Source organism: Pantoea sp. X-Soil-TKNS-1211 (assembly GCF_059730495.1).
The window spans coordinates 1,248,544-1,261,572 of the sequence record NZ_AP035953.1 but is presented as its reverse complement, the minus strand read 5'-3'; the positions used below and the strand labels follow the sequence as shown (position 1 = coordinate 1,261,572).

15 protein-coding genes are annotated in these 13,029 nt (G+C 53.0%); 4 read left to right on the top strand and 11 right to left on the bottom strand.

Features of this window, described 5'->3' with window-relative positions; genetic code table 11:
* The first annotated feature begins 124 nt into the window (after window positions 1-124).
* Complete coding sequence (gene lipA / locus AC6I8W_RS05980) at window positions 125-1,090, top strand: lipoyl synthase (protein ID WP_480369336.1); 966 nt, start codon at window positions 125-127, stop codon at window positions 1,088-1,090.
* 174 nt (window positions 1,091-1,264) lie between these two features.
* Here the strand turns inward: lipA and tatE are convergent, their stop codons facing one another.
* From tatE to AC6I8W_RS05950, 6 genes are all read right to left on the bottom strand, one after another.
* A complete protein-coding gene (gene tatE, locus AC6I8W_RS05975; protein WP_013508244.1) occupies window positions 1,265-1,468 on the bottom strand; it encodes a twin-arginine translocase subunit TatE in 204 nt (67 codons plus the stop codon).
* 146 nt (window positions 1,469-1,614) lie between these two features.
* Window positions 1,615-2,385: an amino acid ABC transporter ATP-binding protein gene (locus AC6I8W_RS05970; protein ID WP_497837375.1), complete on the bottom strand. Its 771-nt coding sequence runs from the start codon at window positions 2,383-2,385 to the stop codon at window positions 1,615-1,617.
* The gene (locus AC6I8W_RS05965) at window positions 2,382-3,341 is read right to left on the bottom strand and encodes an amino acid ABC transporter permease (protein WP_497837374.1); all 960 of its coding nucleotides are present in this window, start codon (window positions 3,339-3,341) and stop codon (window positions 2,382-2,384) included. The genes AC6I8W_RS05970 and AC6I8W_RS05965 overlap by 4 nt, the downstream gene beginning before the upstream one ends.
* A complete protein-coding gene (locus tag AC6I8W_RS05960) occupies window positions 3,338-4,225 on the bottom strand; it encodes an ABC transporter substrate-binding protein (protein WP_497837373.1) in 888 nt (295 codons plus the stop codon). Before AC6I8W_RS05960 ends, AC6I8W_RS05965 begins: the two co-directional genes overlap by 4 nt.
* 20 nt (window positions 4,226-4,245) lie before the next feature.
* A complete protein-coding gene (locus AC6I8W_RS05955; protein ID WP_497838116.1) occupies window positions 4,246-5,040 on the bottom strand; it encodes a deaminated glutathione amidase in 795 nt (264 codons plus the stop codon).
* 2 nt (window positions 5,041-5,042) lie between these two features.
* Window positions 5,043-6,002, bottom strand: a complete 960-nt coding sequence (locus AC6I8W_RS05950; RefSeq protein ID WP_497837372.1) for an ABC transporter substrate-binding protein — start codon at window positions 6,000-6,002, stop codon at window positions 5,043-5,045.
* Between the two features lie 128 nt (window positions 6,003-6,130).
* Here AC6I8W_RS05950 and AC6I8W_RS05945 point away from each other — a divergent pair, with 128 nt between their 5' ends.
* A complete protein-coding gene (locus AC6I8W_RS05945) occupies window positions 6,131-7,486 on the top strand; it encodes an aminotransferase-like domain-containing protein (RefSeq protein ID WP_497837371.1) in 1,356 nt (451 codons plus the stop codon).
* Here the strand turns inward: AC6I8W_RS05945 and AC6I8W_RS05940 are convergent.
* The 4 genes from AC6I8W_RS05940 to AC6I8W_RS05925 all read right to left on the bottom strand — a co-directional run bounded on the left by AC6I8W_RS05940 (window position 7,470) and on the right by AC6I8W_RS05925 (window position 9,890).
* The gene (locus tag AC6I8W_RS05940) at window positions 7,470-7,895 is read right to left on the bottom strand and encodes a GNAT family N-acetyltransferase (protein WP_497837370.1); all 426 of its coding nucleotides are present in this window, start codon (window positions 7,893-7,895) and stop codon (window positions 7,470-7,472) included. The two genes, AC6I8W_RS05945 and AC6I8W_RS05940, sit on opposite strands and share 17 nt — an antisense overlap.
* A gap of 348 nt (window positions 7,896-8,243) precedes the next feature.
* On the bottom strand, window positions 8,244-8,453 hold the full coding sequence (gene cspE / locus AC6I8W_RS05935; RefSeq protein ID WP_006118399.1) for a transcription antiterminator/RNA stability regulator CspE: 210 nt from the start codon (window positions 8,451-8,453) through the stop codon (window positions 8,244-8,246).
* Between the two features lie 151 nt (window positions 8,454-8,604).
* Entirely contained in the window at window positions 8,605-9,177 is a 573-nt protein-coding gene (gene pagP / locus AC6I8W_RS05930; protein WP_497837369.1) for a lipid IV(A) palmitoyltransferase PagP, read from the bottom strand.
* Window positions 9,178-9,806: 629 nt separating this feature from the next.
* Complete coding sequence (locus tag AC6I8W_RS05925; RefSeq protein WP_017346848.1) at window positions 9,807-9,890, bottom strand: small membrane protein YohP; 84 nt, start codon at window positions 9,888-9,890, stop codon at window positions 9,807-9,809.
* Between the two features lie 259 nt (window positions 9,891-10,149).
* Between AC6I8W_RS05925 and AC6I8W_RS05920 the strand changes: the two genes are divergently transcribed.
* Together AC6I8W_RS05920 and AC6I8W_RS05915 are read left to right on the top strand one after the other, a co-directional pair.
* Complete coding sequence (locus tag AC6I8W_RS05920; protein WP_497837368.1) at window positions 10,150-10,395, top strand: hypothetical protein; 246 nt, start codon at window positions 10,150-10,152, stop codon at window positions 10,393-10,395.
* A gap of 105 nt (window positions 10,396-10,500) precedes the next feature.
* A complete protein-coding gene (locus tag AC6I8W_RS05915) occupies window positions 10,501-11,583 on the top strand; it encodes a malate/lactate/ureidoglycolate dehydrogenase (RefSeq protein WP_497837367.1) in 1,083 nt (360 codons plus the stop codon).
* Window positions 11,584-11,621: 38 nt separating this feature from the next.
* On the opposite strand, the gene gntT is transcribed toward AC6I8W_RS05915, so the two are convergent.
* The gene (gene gntT / locus AC6I8W_RS05910) at window positions 11,622-12,938 is read right to left on the bottom strand and encodes a gluconate transporter (RefSeq protein WP_013508232.1); all 1,317 of its coding nucleotides are present in this window, start codon (window positions 12,936-12,938) and stop codon (window positions 11,622-11,624) included.
* Window positions 12,939-13,029: the final 91 nt, after the last annotated feature.

The following is a 13,029-nucleotide window of genomic DNA, read 5'->3' as shown; positions in this document are numbered from 1 at the left end:
GGCTGATTCCCGCGCGGCGAGATGATATAATTTTTGCAATTTTTTCAAATAAAGTTGAAAGCCTGGTTCTCAGTTTGAGTGAGGAAGCTTTCAAATCGCAATCCCGACCGGAACCTGCAGATTTATGAGTAAACCAATTCAGATGGAACGTGGCGTCAAATATCGCGATGCCGACAAAATGGCGCTGATTCCGGTGAAAACCGTCGTCACCGAACGCGAGGAGATTCTGCGTAAGCCGGAGTGGATGAAGATCAAGCTTCCTGCGGATTCCAGCCGTATTCAGGGCATCAAGGCAGCGATGCGCAAAAATGGCCTGCATTCGGTATGTGAAGAGGCGTCCTGCCCTAACCTGGCAGAATGTTTTAACCACGGCACCGCCACCTTTATGATTCTTGGCGCTATTTGTACCCGTCGCTGTCCGTTCTGCGATGTAGCACATGGTCGTCCGAACGCCCCGGATGCCAACGAGCCGGTGAAACTGGCGCAAACCATCGCCGATATGGCGCTGCGTTATGTGGTTATCACCTCGGTGGACCGCGATGACCTGCGCGACGGCGGTGCCCAGCACTTTGCCGACTGCATCAGCGCCATTCGTGAAAAAAGCCCGTCAATCAAGATTGAAACCCTGGTGCCCGATTTCCGTGGTCGTATGGATCGTGCGCTGGAAATCCTCACCGCGACCCCACCGGATGTGTTCAACCACAACCTGGAAAACGTGCCACGTGTCTACCGTCAGGTACGTCCCGGCGCGAACTACGAGTGGTCGCTTAAGCTGCTGGAACGTTTTAAAGAAGCGCATCCGAACGTACCGACCAAATCCGGTCTGATGGTCGGTTTGGGCGAAACCAATGCGGAAATCGTTGAAGTGATGCGCGACCTGCGTCGTCATGGTGTCACCATGTTGACGCTGGGCCAGTATCTGCAACCGAGCCGTCACCACCTGCCGGTTCAGCGTTATGTCAGTCCGGCGGAGTTTGATGAGATGAAAGCGGAAGCGATGGCAATGGGCTTCACCCATGCAGCCTGTGGCCCGTTTGTTCGCTCCTCTTACCATGCTGATATGCAGGCCAAAGGGCTGGAAGTGAAATAATTCCGCTTGCCCCATCCGTAGCGGCGCGATTTATCGCGCTTTTGTTCCGCTGCATCAAGGTCAAAGGCGCGCGATAAATCGCGCCGCTACGCAAAACAAAAAACCAGACTGGTCGCAGTCTGGTTTTTTTATAACGTAATAAATTTTTACACTTATTGACGTTAGCCGCAAAGATTACTCTTTATGGCTGACACGTTCTGCCGGGACTTCCTCAGCAGTGCTTTTGGTTGCGGTGGATTCATCATCTTTCATGGCTTTTTTGAAGCCCTTGATTGCGGAACCCAGATCGCCACCCAGTGAACGTAACTTATTGGTGCCAAAGAGCAGTACGATAAGCGCACCGATGATCAGCAGTTTGGCAATACTGATACCTTCCATAATTAACCTTTCAACCTTAGCGAAAAACGGTGACTGTTATTTACGCGCAGAAAGCTCAGCAGCTCAACTGCAATCTGTAACAGATTAAGATCAGGACGGCACACTTTTGTAGCGGCGCGATTAATCGCGCCGCTACAGGTCCTCGATCAGATAAAACGACTCAAAAACGCCTGGGTACGCGGATGCTGGGGATTGCCAATCACCTGCTCCGGGCTGCCCTGCTCCACCACTACGCCACCATCCATAAACACCACCCGGTCAGCAGCCTCACGGGCGAAACCAATCTCGTGCGTCACCACAATCATGGTCAGCCCCTGGTCCGCCAGGGTGCGCATGGTCGCCAGCACTTCTCCAACCAATTCAGGATCGAGCGCTGATGTCGGTTCATCAAACAACATCAGCGCGGGTTTGATCGCCAATGCCCGGGCAATTGCTACACGCTGCTGTTGGCCACCCGACAAATGACGCGGCCAGGCATCTGCTTTATCACTTAACCCTACCGTGGCAAGCAACTCATGAGCATGCTGCAACGCTTCCTGACGTGGAAACTTGTGCACGCCAATCGGCGCTTCAATGATGTTCTGCAATACCGTCATATGCGGGTAGAGGTTGAACTGCTGAAACACCATGCCGATCTTCTGACGCTGGTGGGCAACCTTGCGTGGCGACAGACGATGCAAAATGCCATTTTTCAGTTCATAGCCAATCTGTTCCTCACCGACCATGATAGAACCGGCGTTCATATCTTCCAGATGGTTAATACAGCGCAGAAAGGTCGACTTACCCGAGCCTGAAGGCCCGAGGATCACCACCACTTCACCGGGGAACACATCCAGATCGATACCTTTCAGCACCTCATTGTCACCATAACTTTTCTGCACATTGCGGGCGCGCACCAGCGGCTGAACGTGACTCATACATCCTCCTTCTGCACCAGGGCACCACGGCCAATATCCTCGCCCTGCGTGCGGCGTTTAGGCGCGACCACCGTGCGTTTGGTTCCGCGTGCATAGTAACGTTCGATAGCCGACTGACCGACATTCAGAATCGAGGTAATGATCAGATACCAAATCACCGCCACCATCAGCATCGGAATGATTTCAAAGGTACGGTTGTACACCGCCTGCACTGAATACAGCAGATCGCCCATCGCAATTACGCTCACCAACGAGGTAGCTTTGATCATGCTGATCAGTTGGTTGCCGGTCGGCGGGATGATGGAGCGCATAGCCTGCGGAATAATAATGCGACGCAGCGCCCGTGTACGGCTCATACCGAAAGCCTGAGTGGTTTCCACCTGACCGTTATCCACCGATAACAAACCGGCGCGGATGATTTCCGCCATATACGCCGCTTCGTTCAACGCCAGCCCGGCAATCGCTGCGGTTAACGGGGTAATCAGATCATTGGTGTTCCAGCTGGCAAAGGTGATACCGGTCCAGGGAAGGGTTATCGACAGCGTCGGGAACAGCGTTGACAGGTTGTACCAAAAAATCAGTTGCACCAGCAGTGGCGTCCCCCGAAAAAACCAGATGTAAAGCGACGAGAGGCCGCTCAACAGTTTGTTTTCCGACAGACGCCACACCGCCAGCAGCAAACCCAGTAAGGTGCCGAGGATCATCGACACTACCGTCAGCCCAAGCGTAACCTGCAAACCTTTCAGCACGGATCCTTCCGTGAACCATTTCAGCACCACGGACCACTCAAAGTTTGGGTTGGTCGCCACCAACCAGAGAAAGTTGGAGGCGATCACCAGCACCACAATCCATGAGACCCAGCGTCCATATGTGGGCGCGTTGCGGGCAAAAGCCACGTCGCGCTGTTGCACGTCGGCCTTATCCCTGGCTCGCGAATCGTTGGTGTTCAAACTCATTTTGCCGCCCCTTTCGCCAGGTTACGACCCGGTGCCTGCAACATGTTTCCGTCCAGCTTCCACTTCTTCATGATCGCCGCGTATGTCCCGTTGTCGAACAACTCTTTATAGGCGTCCAGTACCACGTTCCCCAGCTCAGAACCTTTCGGTACGACGGTGCCCTGGAAAATATCGCCGAAGCCGTTTTTCTGGCCTTTGCCGGACAATTCCAGTTGACCGTTGGCCTGTTCAACGAAGTAAGTCAGCGGAGCCTGTGACGAGAAGAAGGCATCAGAACGCTTTGAACGCACAGCAAGAATCGAGGATGGCTGGTCAGTGAAGGACTGCACCACTACCGCGGGTTTGCCCGCCGCCACACAGGCGTCAGACTGCTTGCGGATCACCTGTTCAGCAGAACCCGCAGCCATCACCGCGATGCGCTTGCCACAGGTATCATCCAGGCCATTAATCTTCGCCGGATTGCCTTTCTGCACGCCGAACACCACAAACTCCTGCACAAAATCGATAAAGTCGACTTTTTCCTGACGGTCCGGGTAGTCACCAATCGGGCCAATCGCCAGTTGGTAGCGGCCAGAGTTAATTCCTGTCAGCACACCAGACAGACCGCTGACGGTCGCGTGTTCGATTTTCACGCCAAGCAACTCACCCAGCGCATTGGCGAGGTCAGCTGAAGCACCGTCCATTGAGTGCGGACCATTGACGATCTCATAGGGAGGAAAAGATCCGTTGTTCACGGCGATCATTTTGCCCGCGCTTTTAATCTCGGCAGGCAGACGATCATGCAACGCCTGATCCACTTTTTGACCAGGAATAGCGTCAGCAGCCTGGGCAAACGATGCCGCAAGCCCTAAAGCCAGCGCGATAGCGGTAGTGATTTTGTTCATGCTCAAATTTCCCAGTGCTGTCAGTGAGTTTTCAATTCCGGTCGGGCAAAACAACGGTTCTCCAGAACCGGCAAAACGCTGCGTGCGTAAGCAATACGTTGTGGATCGAGGTCAGCGAACACTAATGCTGCTGATTCGGGCGCTTTCGCAATGGCGACTCCAAGTGGATCGATCACCAGGCTGTTGCCAATATTGCGTGGGCCACATTCGCCTACCGCCACCATGTAGCAGGTATTCTCCAGCGCGCGGGCTGTGGTCAGTAACTCCCAGTGCATCTCCTTCAACGGTCCTTTCACCCAAGCGGCGGGCAGCACCAGCACATCCGCCCCATCCAGCACCAGACGACGAGCCAGCTCCGGGAAACGCACGTCATAACAGGTCATCAGGCCAACTTTCATACCTGCAACCTCGACCAGCGGCGGAATAACATGACCGGGATTGACGCGTTGTGATTCCTGCATCGCAAAGGCATCGTAAAGGTGGAGTTTTTCGTATTCGGCAATGATTTCACCATTGCGGATAGCGATCAGCACGTTCAGCGCTTTCTGTCCTTCCGTAGGAACATGCACGCTCATCATGGTGGTCAGGTTATTGCCTTTGCTGGCTGCCAACAGCTGCGTGACGAACGGACCATCCAGCGGTTGCGCCGCTTTCAGTACCAGATCAGGATCGGCGATATCACGCGCCAGCACGCCTTCCGGCAGTACCAGTAAATCCGCGCCACCCGCCAGCGCCTTGTTCATCAGATCAATGCAGATATCTGTGTTTTCCTGCCATTCGCGGCTGACCGCAAATTGTCCCATCGCGACTTTCATCATCACTCCCCCTGAGCTGCCACCGGGAAAATCACTTCCGGTGTCAGCAATGTTTTGGTTAAACCCTGTTCGAACAACTCGCTGGCGAAATCCTCAATCATCTTTTTGTTAGCGGTAAATCCGTTTTGATTCCAGTCGGCCGGTAATTCCTGCGCGGTGCGTCGCAAATCATCGAGTAGCCACGGCGTGGTGTCGGCATATTTCTCACGTTTCTTCATCCACAGCTGGTACGAACGATCGATAATCTCACTCAACGCCTGCGGCAGCCACGGATGCTCCGCCGCCAGCGCCGGTTTCATAGCCAGGATATGAATCCCCGGTACATAACCTACACGATTGAAGTAATCACGCTCAGCGCTGGCAAAGTCCGGCTGCAACTGGCGCAAACCCGATTCCGGCAGGAAGAAACCGTCTGGCATGAAGGGGGTGAAAACGGCATCCAACTCACCGGCTTTCAGCAATTCAATCAGGGGGCGTTCGCCTGGGGCCACTTCAATGCGCCCCGGACGACCAAAGCCTGCCAGACGATCCACAATCGGATGGTCTGCCGTCAAACGGCCAGCAAACCAGTAAGCATCATCAATCCCGACGCCAGCTTCGCGCAGCACAGTACGCGTCCAGGTATTGCCGGAATCCTGCCAGCCGGTGACGCCAATCTTCTTACCTTTGAGCTGGGCCGGGGTGGTGATCGGGCTATCCGCCGTAGTGATGATGCAGCGCTGACGAAAGCCACGCATCAGAAAATGGGGCAGACCAAGCAGCGAAGTGTCGCCTTTGGCACGCGCCTGGGCATAGCGACTGAACGAGACTTCGCCTGCGTCATATTTGTCGCTGGAGCCAAGGTTATCAACCAGCGTACCAACGCGGTCAATTTCCAGTTGAAATCCTTCCGGCTTGATGTCGCCGAGTGCCAGCGGTGTAAAGTAGTCCCAGTCACGAACCGCCAGTCTGATGGTTACCATATGCGTTGTTTCCCCGTATGCAGCCAGGCTGCGTTTAGTTATTCAGCAAATAGTGCTTGAATTTGATACTAAATCGGGAATACTAACCTGAACAATAAATACTTTGTTACTGAACAAAGGTTTTTCTTATGACGCAAACGGTAGATATCGACTGGTTCAGCGCGCAAATTACCGATGCTTCGGTGAAAGGCATCACGCTTGTTGCTTCGACATTAATTCGGGACGGCCAGATTGCGGTGGGCATGCAAATGCCCGCCGTACGCGAATTGGCAGAACTCTTAGGCGTGAGTCCGGCGACCGTGTCGGCGGCCTGGTCACAGCTGAAAAAACAAAAAGTACTGGCCGGAAAAGGACGTAGCGGGGTGTGGGTCAGTGGTAACACCGTCATGCCCAGGCCAATTCGCTTTGAGAAGATTGGCAACTATGGCGATAACATCCGGGCTGACCTGGCGATGGCCTCCCCAGATCCGGCGCTGTTGCCTGATCTGCAAGCGGCGATGCTGGCAGGCATTCAGTCGCCCCAGCTGAATAGCTATCATCGTGAAGCCATTTCACCTCAGTTGCTGGCGGCGATTAAGCCACGCTGGCCCTACCCGGCTGAGTCATGGCTGGCGACGGATGGCGGTTTTGATGCGATGAATGTGATCGTGCAAACCCTGCTGTCACCCGGTGATCGGGTGGTGCTCGAAGATCCCACTGCAACCCGTTTACTGGACATGCTGGATAACATTGGTGCGGAAATTCTGCCGCTGCCGTGCGACGAGCAGGGGCCAATTCCATCAGCCCTCGCCGCACACCTGCACAAATCCCCGGCAATGTTTATCTATCAACCTCGCACCCATTCGACCACCGGGCATACCGTAACGCAGCAACGTAGCGCCGAACTCGCACGCGTGTTGGCCAACAGCAAAACGCTGATTGTTGAGGATGATGGGATTGGCGATCTGTCGTGCTGGCCGGTGTGGAGTCTGGGTTTCCACTTTCCCGAGCGTGTGGTGCATGTGCATTCGTTTTCCAAAGCCTATGGCCCGGATCTGCGACTGGCTGTACTCTCCGCCCCTTGTGAGCTGGTAAAACGTATTCAGGCCTGGCGTAACTTCGGCGTCAGCTGGACCAGCCGAATTTTACAAGATGCAGTGGCCTGGATGCTGACAGACGCCCCTACTCAGCAACAAGTGGTACAGGCAAAAGCGATCTATCGTGAACGACGCCAGCAACTGCTGAACGCCCTGCGACTGCGTGGGTTGGCGCTAACTGAGCGTGATGGACTCAGCCTGTATATTCCGGTGGCTTCAGAACAATATGCCATGATTACGCTGGCCGCCCGAGGAATCGCCGCCGTACCCGGGGAACGCTACAGTATCAATGCCGAACAATTCATCCGCGTCAGCACTGCCATGTTCCCCTTGCAACAACTTGACAGTATTGCTGACGCGCTGGTGATTGCCTCCGGACGGGAAAATAACCTCAACCCAGATCCTTGATGTGATAACGCGGCGATTCGACATAACCTTCACGCGCGTAGAACTGATTAGCTTTTAGCCGCGAGGCGTGGCAGTGCACTTCCATCCGGTCACAGCCACGTTCGCGTGCCAGCTGCTCGGCATAGCTGAGCAATCGCTGACCGCTCCCCTTGCTGCGCTCACCTTCTGCGATGCAGAAGTAGCTGATACGGGCAAAATCCCCGACCAACGCCAGCTGCGGAATAAAATGGAGAGAAAGAAACCCGAGTACCTGAGTACCATGCTCCGCCACCAGCAAGACTTCATCCGGATGGCTGGAAAGCTGTGCTAAACGTTCATCAATAAACTCTTCAGTGCCTGCGTAACCCAGTTCAGTCAGCAGCGCACTCAGAGCAAAACTGTCTTTCACCTGTGCCTGACGTATGTTCATCCTGCCTCCTCAATAATCCATTTCCAGCTGTTATATAGCGTTGTCAGGGAAAAAGCTGCAAGTAAGGATTGTTATGAGGATGTTACGAGAATTATCTGTGAGTTACCCCGCAGATCGTGCCCTATCATGCAGCTGTCATCAGGGCTTAAGGATGCGTTAATATTGCTTTGCCATCCTGACCTGAACCTTACAGGAGGCTGACGTCATGAAGAGTATGTTACCGCGGACAATGGAAGAGATGCTGGCAATCACCATCAGCGGTTTCGCCATTATTGCCTGGACCATTATTTGGTGGCAGGCATAAAAAAACCCGCCAGTAGGCGGGTTTTTAGAATTCTGCGTGTTAACTTACAGGCTGATAACGTTAGCAGCAGATGGGCCTTTCGCGCCGTCGGTGATTTCAAACTCAACGCGCTGACCTTCAGCCAGAGTTTTGAAGCCGTTGCTCTGGATAGCAGAGAAGTGTACGAATACATCTTTGCTGCCATCTTCAGGAGTAATGAAACCGAATCCTTTAGATTCATTAAACCACTTAACGTTACCTTTGATCTTGGACATCTAATATTACCTTTACATGAAAAATGGACACTAAACTGTGTCGACGCCTAGTACAGCAATTACGGTGGCCTTTGTCCAGTGCGAATTGATGAAAAAGTGATAAATATCGCCTTTTTCGTCAGCCTTTACACTTTCCGTCTGTGTTCCCCGACTAGAACTGAAATCTCAGCCAGGCAAAATAGACATTACCATTATTGTAAGTGCCTGGAATATAAGTCATTTGAAAGGTAACAGGGCCATATCCGACCGAAGCCATCGGCAACAATACCGGAATCGGGATATAGTTCCAGTTATCCCTGGCTGTCACACCGGCAGTGAAGCCTGCGCCAAAGTGAAAATTATCATCACTCAGCGGACGCCAGGTCGCTTCCCAACCGTAGCCGCCAATCGGTTCCCACTTGTTAAACGAGTCTTTAAACGCCATCAGGTACAGGCCATGCCAGTTCCCTTGGTCATCCCAACGCGAAATGCCACCTCCCGCTCCCCAGGGACGTTCATTGTACTTGTCGATATGTTCTTGATCGTAAGTCCAGCGGTTATGCCAGGTTATGGCAGGCAGGTAAAAATCATAGTTTTGTGGCTGCGACCAGGTTTGAGCCACATTGTCTGTCAACGTATTCCAACCGGACTTGATGGCCTGGGTGGTGGTTTCTGCCTGGACAGAAGAGACGACCGCAACGGTCAAAATACAGCCGATAACAGCTGTAGAAACGTACCGATTCACAAAAATTATTCCTGTAACACAATTCTTATATTTGGCAAAGCATCAGAAACTCATCTGACGTCTGCACAAGATTACTGCTATTACCTGAAAAGCATAATAAAAAAAGATCTGAAACTCTCCAGGCATTGTCTTGATCGCACCTGGAATTACCTGCATGTGCAGACAAATACGGAGTGAATGTTACCGCTAAAGCGATGTCGTAACTGGAACAAGAGATAAACGAAGCCGGCATTATCGACATTGATAAAATGTGCACTGCCAATCCATGACCTATTGCTTAAAATCGCTTAATTTTCAGCAAGCTGGATTTAATTGTTGATAACGTAAATAAATTAACAAAATTTATTGTTTGAACTGCGGCAGGGAATGAGATAAATCTCAGTGTTCCAGGAGGGAGATGAGGAGGAATGCTGATGACTATCCGTTGTAGCCGTTGTGGATGTGCGCGATTCTTTTATACCTTGAATGGTGCCAAGCTAACCCGAGAACAACATCACGGTGCCTGCTGTGCTGCGTGCCGTAAGCCGCTAAACCTAAGGGATGTGGTACTACCAATACCTCGCACTTCACCTGCTGCATTTACCAACGCAGATTGACTCTGAACCGGCACCCGCAGGTGCCAGATAATGTCAGAAAATCAATTTAAACACGCCAGTAATCGTCAAAAGTCCAACAATGAAGATGATAGCGATGATCCACAGGATTATTTTCATTTTCAGCTCCTTGTTACGTTATAAATCGCGCCCACTCACTCCAGTATAGATGAAAACTCTGCTTCTGCCGTCCTGTGCGATACCCATCACACCGTCTTGCTATCGCTTCGTTTACCTGAAGATTATTTCTGCGACCGGGATCGCAGCTGAGGATTTTTCTTAAGTTTGCCGCTTCGTTGTCCGGTCGTGCACTGTCTAAACTTACAGCGCCTGTAGCAGGCCTCAATTGTTATCACTGCCTAAGTAACAAGGAGATCATATGAGCACGATAGATACCAGCATGGGACGTTATAGCCTTAAGGCAAAGGACTATGGCAATCATATCAGTGGCAGCATTGCCATAAACGATGAAGGTGGCACGCAGCTCACCATGCAGGAATTTGAAGAACATTATCTTGACGATGTCGTCAACAATGTCATCTATCCTGTCACGGGTGGGAACCGTGAGATTACTCGCGCGCTGCGAGATCAGATGGTTAAAGCGGGGTTTGAACAACCGCACTGAGTTTTTGGGCCACACATTGTGGCCCTTGCTTTACATAATCCTCACTTGCCGTTATTACCCATTCGTCGCAGGATGGAGTCTCCATTTATCAAGGAGATCAATCGCGTGAGTGCCCTTCATCGTATCCCGTCTTCCCGTCTTCATCAGTTTGTGCAGGCTATCTGGTTACATGCTGGCAGCAGTGCCGACGAAGCGCGGCTGGTCGCCGACCATTTGGTCGCAGCGAATCTGGCAGGCCATGATTCACATGGCGTCGGCATGATCCCGAGCTATATGGTTTCGCTCACCCAGGGCTTTTTGCAACTCAACCAGCACACCACCATTGAAAAAGATGTCGGTGCGGTCATTACGTTGAGCGGCCATAACGGCTTTGGTCAGGTCGCTGCATGGGAAGCGATGGAACTGGGGATTGAGCGCGCTGGCAAATTTGGCATCGCCGCCGTGGGTCTGCATGATTCACACCATATCGGGCGAATTGGTCACTGGGCGGAACAGTGCGCCGCCGCCGGTTTTGTCTCTTTTCACTTCGTCAATGTTGCCGGCGACCCGATGGTGGCACCGTTTAACGGCAGCGACCGCCGTTTTGGCACCAATCCCTTCTGCGCCGTGTTCCCGCGTACCAACGGCAAACCGTTATTGCTGGATTTCGCCACCAGCGGCATTGCCTTTGGCAAAACCCGTGTAGCCTGGAACAAAGAGCAGCAGGTAGCCCCAGGCTATCTGATCGACCATCAGGGCCAGGCTACCACCGAACCGGGCGTGATGCATCAGACACCTTATGGTTCATTGCTGCCATTTGGTCTGCATAAGGGCTATGCGCTGGCAACCATGTGCGAAATCCTCGGCGGTGCGCTCTCTGGTGGCCGAACCACGCATGATGAGACGTTGGTAACCTGCCATGACGCCATCTTCAATTGTATGACCACCATCATTGTCAACCCAGATGCCTTTGACGCCCCGGCGATGCAGCAGGAAGCAGAAGCCTTCCTTAATTGGGTGAAACGTTCACCACAAAGTGGCGATGCACCCATTCAGGTGCCGGGCGAATGGGAAGAGAATAATCGCCTGGAGCGTGAACGCGATGGCATCCCACTCGACAGCAATAGCTGGGAAAAAATTTGCCAGGCGGCGTTGCAGGCTGGTATGCCCGAAGAAGAGTTAGCGGCCTTCCGCGTGCTGGCGCAGTAGACCGCAATGCTGAGGCGAGTAGCCTCAGCGTTTGCACATCAAATCACCGTCGACAGCAACAGACAGCCCACCAAACCGCAGACTGAAATGATGGTCTCCAGTACCGACCAGGAGCGGATAGTTTCGCCGATAGTCAGGTTGAAATACTCTTTAAACAACCAGAAACCGGGATCGTTAACGTGGGAGAAAATCACGCTACCTGAGCCAACGGCAATCACCATCAGTTCCGGGCTGGCACCGGAGGTGACAATCAGCGGGGCCACAATACCGCCCGCCGTAATCGCCGCCACAGTGGCGGAGCCCAGCGCAATACGCAGCACAGCCGCAATTGACCATGCCATAAAGATCGGGGAGACATTGGTTTCATGCATCATGCTGGCGATGTACTTATCCACGCCGCTGTCCACCAGCACCTGTTTAAATGCCCCGCCACCGCCTATAATCAGCAGCATCATCGCGATGATTTTGATCGAGTCACTCAGCGTACCCATCACTTCATCCATGCTACGCCCGCGGTTCAGACCAAAGGTGAAGATCGCAATCAACACCGCAATCAGGGTGGCCATGATCGGGTCACCAAAGAACTCAGCGTAAGGTAGTACCACATGCCCTTTCGGCAGCACCATCTCCGCCACCGCGCGCAGCGCCATCAGGATCACCGGTACCAGAGCCGTCGCTACGCTGACGCCAAAACCGGGCATTTCCGCTTCAGTAAAGGTTTTTGGGTTCCACAATCCTTCCGGGATCGGTTTATCAATGCCTTTGAGGAAACGTGCATACACTGGCCCCGCCAGAATGACGGTCGGAATGCCCAGCAGGGTGCCAAATAACAGCGTTTTACCCATATCGGCATTGAAGAGGGTGGCAATGGCAGTCGGCCCCGGATGTGGCGGCAGGAAACCGTGGGTGACTGACAGCGCTGCCGCCATCGGTACACCGACAAACAACAACGGGACACGTGCGGACGCAGCGATGCTGAACACCAGAGGCAGCATCAGCACAAAGCCCACTTCATAGAACAGCGCGAAACCGACGGTAAAACCGGTCAACACCAGCGCCCACTGAATATGTTTTTGACCAAATTTAGCAATCAGCGTGGTGGCAATGCGCTGTGCCCCGCCGCAGTCGGCCAGCAGTTTACCCAGCATGGCACCAAAACCCATGATCAGCGCGAGGCTACCCAGCGTACCACCGACGCCCGTTTTGATTGATCCAATTACTTTGTTGACCGGCATGCCCTGCATCATACCCACGGCCAGCGCCACCAGGATCAGCGCGATAAACCCATTCAGTTTGAAACGAATCATCAGCAGCAGCAGTAACGCCACACCGATAGCCACGTAGAGTAATGGCATAATTTTTCTCCACTTTTTGTCCGGTCTTTCACCGGCAGCGGTTTGTTGTGATAAGTCCTGAGGACGATGGATAAAGCAGCGTTTGATATGT

Bases quoted from the DNA above. Each gene is read 5' to 3' on its own strand.
- lipA (WP_480369336.1), top strand. From the start codon at position 125: ATGAGTAAACCAATTCAGATGGAACGTGGCGTCAAATATCGCGATGCC.
- tatE (WP_013508244.1), bottom strand. From the start codon at position 1,468: ATGGAAGGTATCAGTATTGCCAAACTGCTGATCATCGGTGCGCTTATC.
- AC6I8W_RS05970 (WP_497837375.1), bottom strand. From the start codon at position 2,385: ATGAGTCACGTTCAGCCGCTGGTGCGCGCCCGCAATGTGCAGAAAAGT.
- AC6I8W_RS05965 (WP_497837374.1), bottom strand. From the start codon at position 3,341: ATGAGTTTGAACACCAACGATTCGCGAGCCAGGGATAAGGCCGACGTG.
- AC6I8W_RS05960 (WP_497837373.1), bottom strand. From the start codon at position 4,225: ATGAACAAAATCACTACCGCTATCGCGCTGGCTTTAGGGCTTGCGGCA.
- AC6I8W_RS05955 (WP_497838116.1), bottom strand. From the start codon at position 5,040: ATGAAAGTCGCGATGGGACAATTTGCGGTCAGCCGCGAATGGCAGGAA.
- AC6I8W_RS05950 (WP_497837372.1), bottom strand. From the start codon at position 6,002: ATGGTAACCATCAGACTGGCGGTTCGTGACTGGGACTACTTTACACCG.
- AC6I8W_RS05945 (WP_497837371.1), top strand. From the start codon at position 6,131: ATGACGCAAACGGTAGATATCGACTGGTTCAGCGCGCAAATTACCGAT.
- AC6I8W_RS05940 (WP_497837370.1), bottom strand. From the start codon at position 7,895: ATGAACATACGTCAGGCACAGGTGAAAGACAGTTTTGCTCTGAGTGCG.
- cspE (WP_006118399.1), bottom strand. From the start codon at position 8,453: ATGTCCAAGATCAAAGGTAACGTTAAGTGGTTTAATGAATCTAAAGGA.
- AC6I8W_RS05925 (WP_017346848.1), bottom strand. From the start codon at position 9,890: ATGAAAATAATCCTGTGGATCATCGCTATCATCTTCATTGTTGGACTT.
- AC6I8W_RS05920 (WP_497837368.1), top strand. From the start codon at position 10,150: ATGAGCACGATAGATACCAGCATGGGACGTTATAGCCTTAAGGCAAAG.
- gntT (WP_013508232.1), bottom strand. From the start codon at position 12,938: ATGCCATTACTCTACGTGGCTATCGGTGTGGCGTTACTGCTGCTGCTG.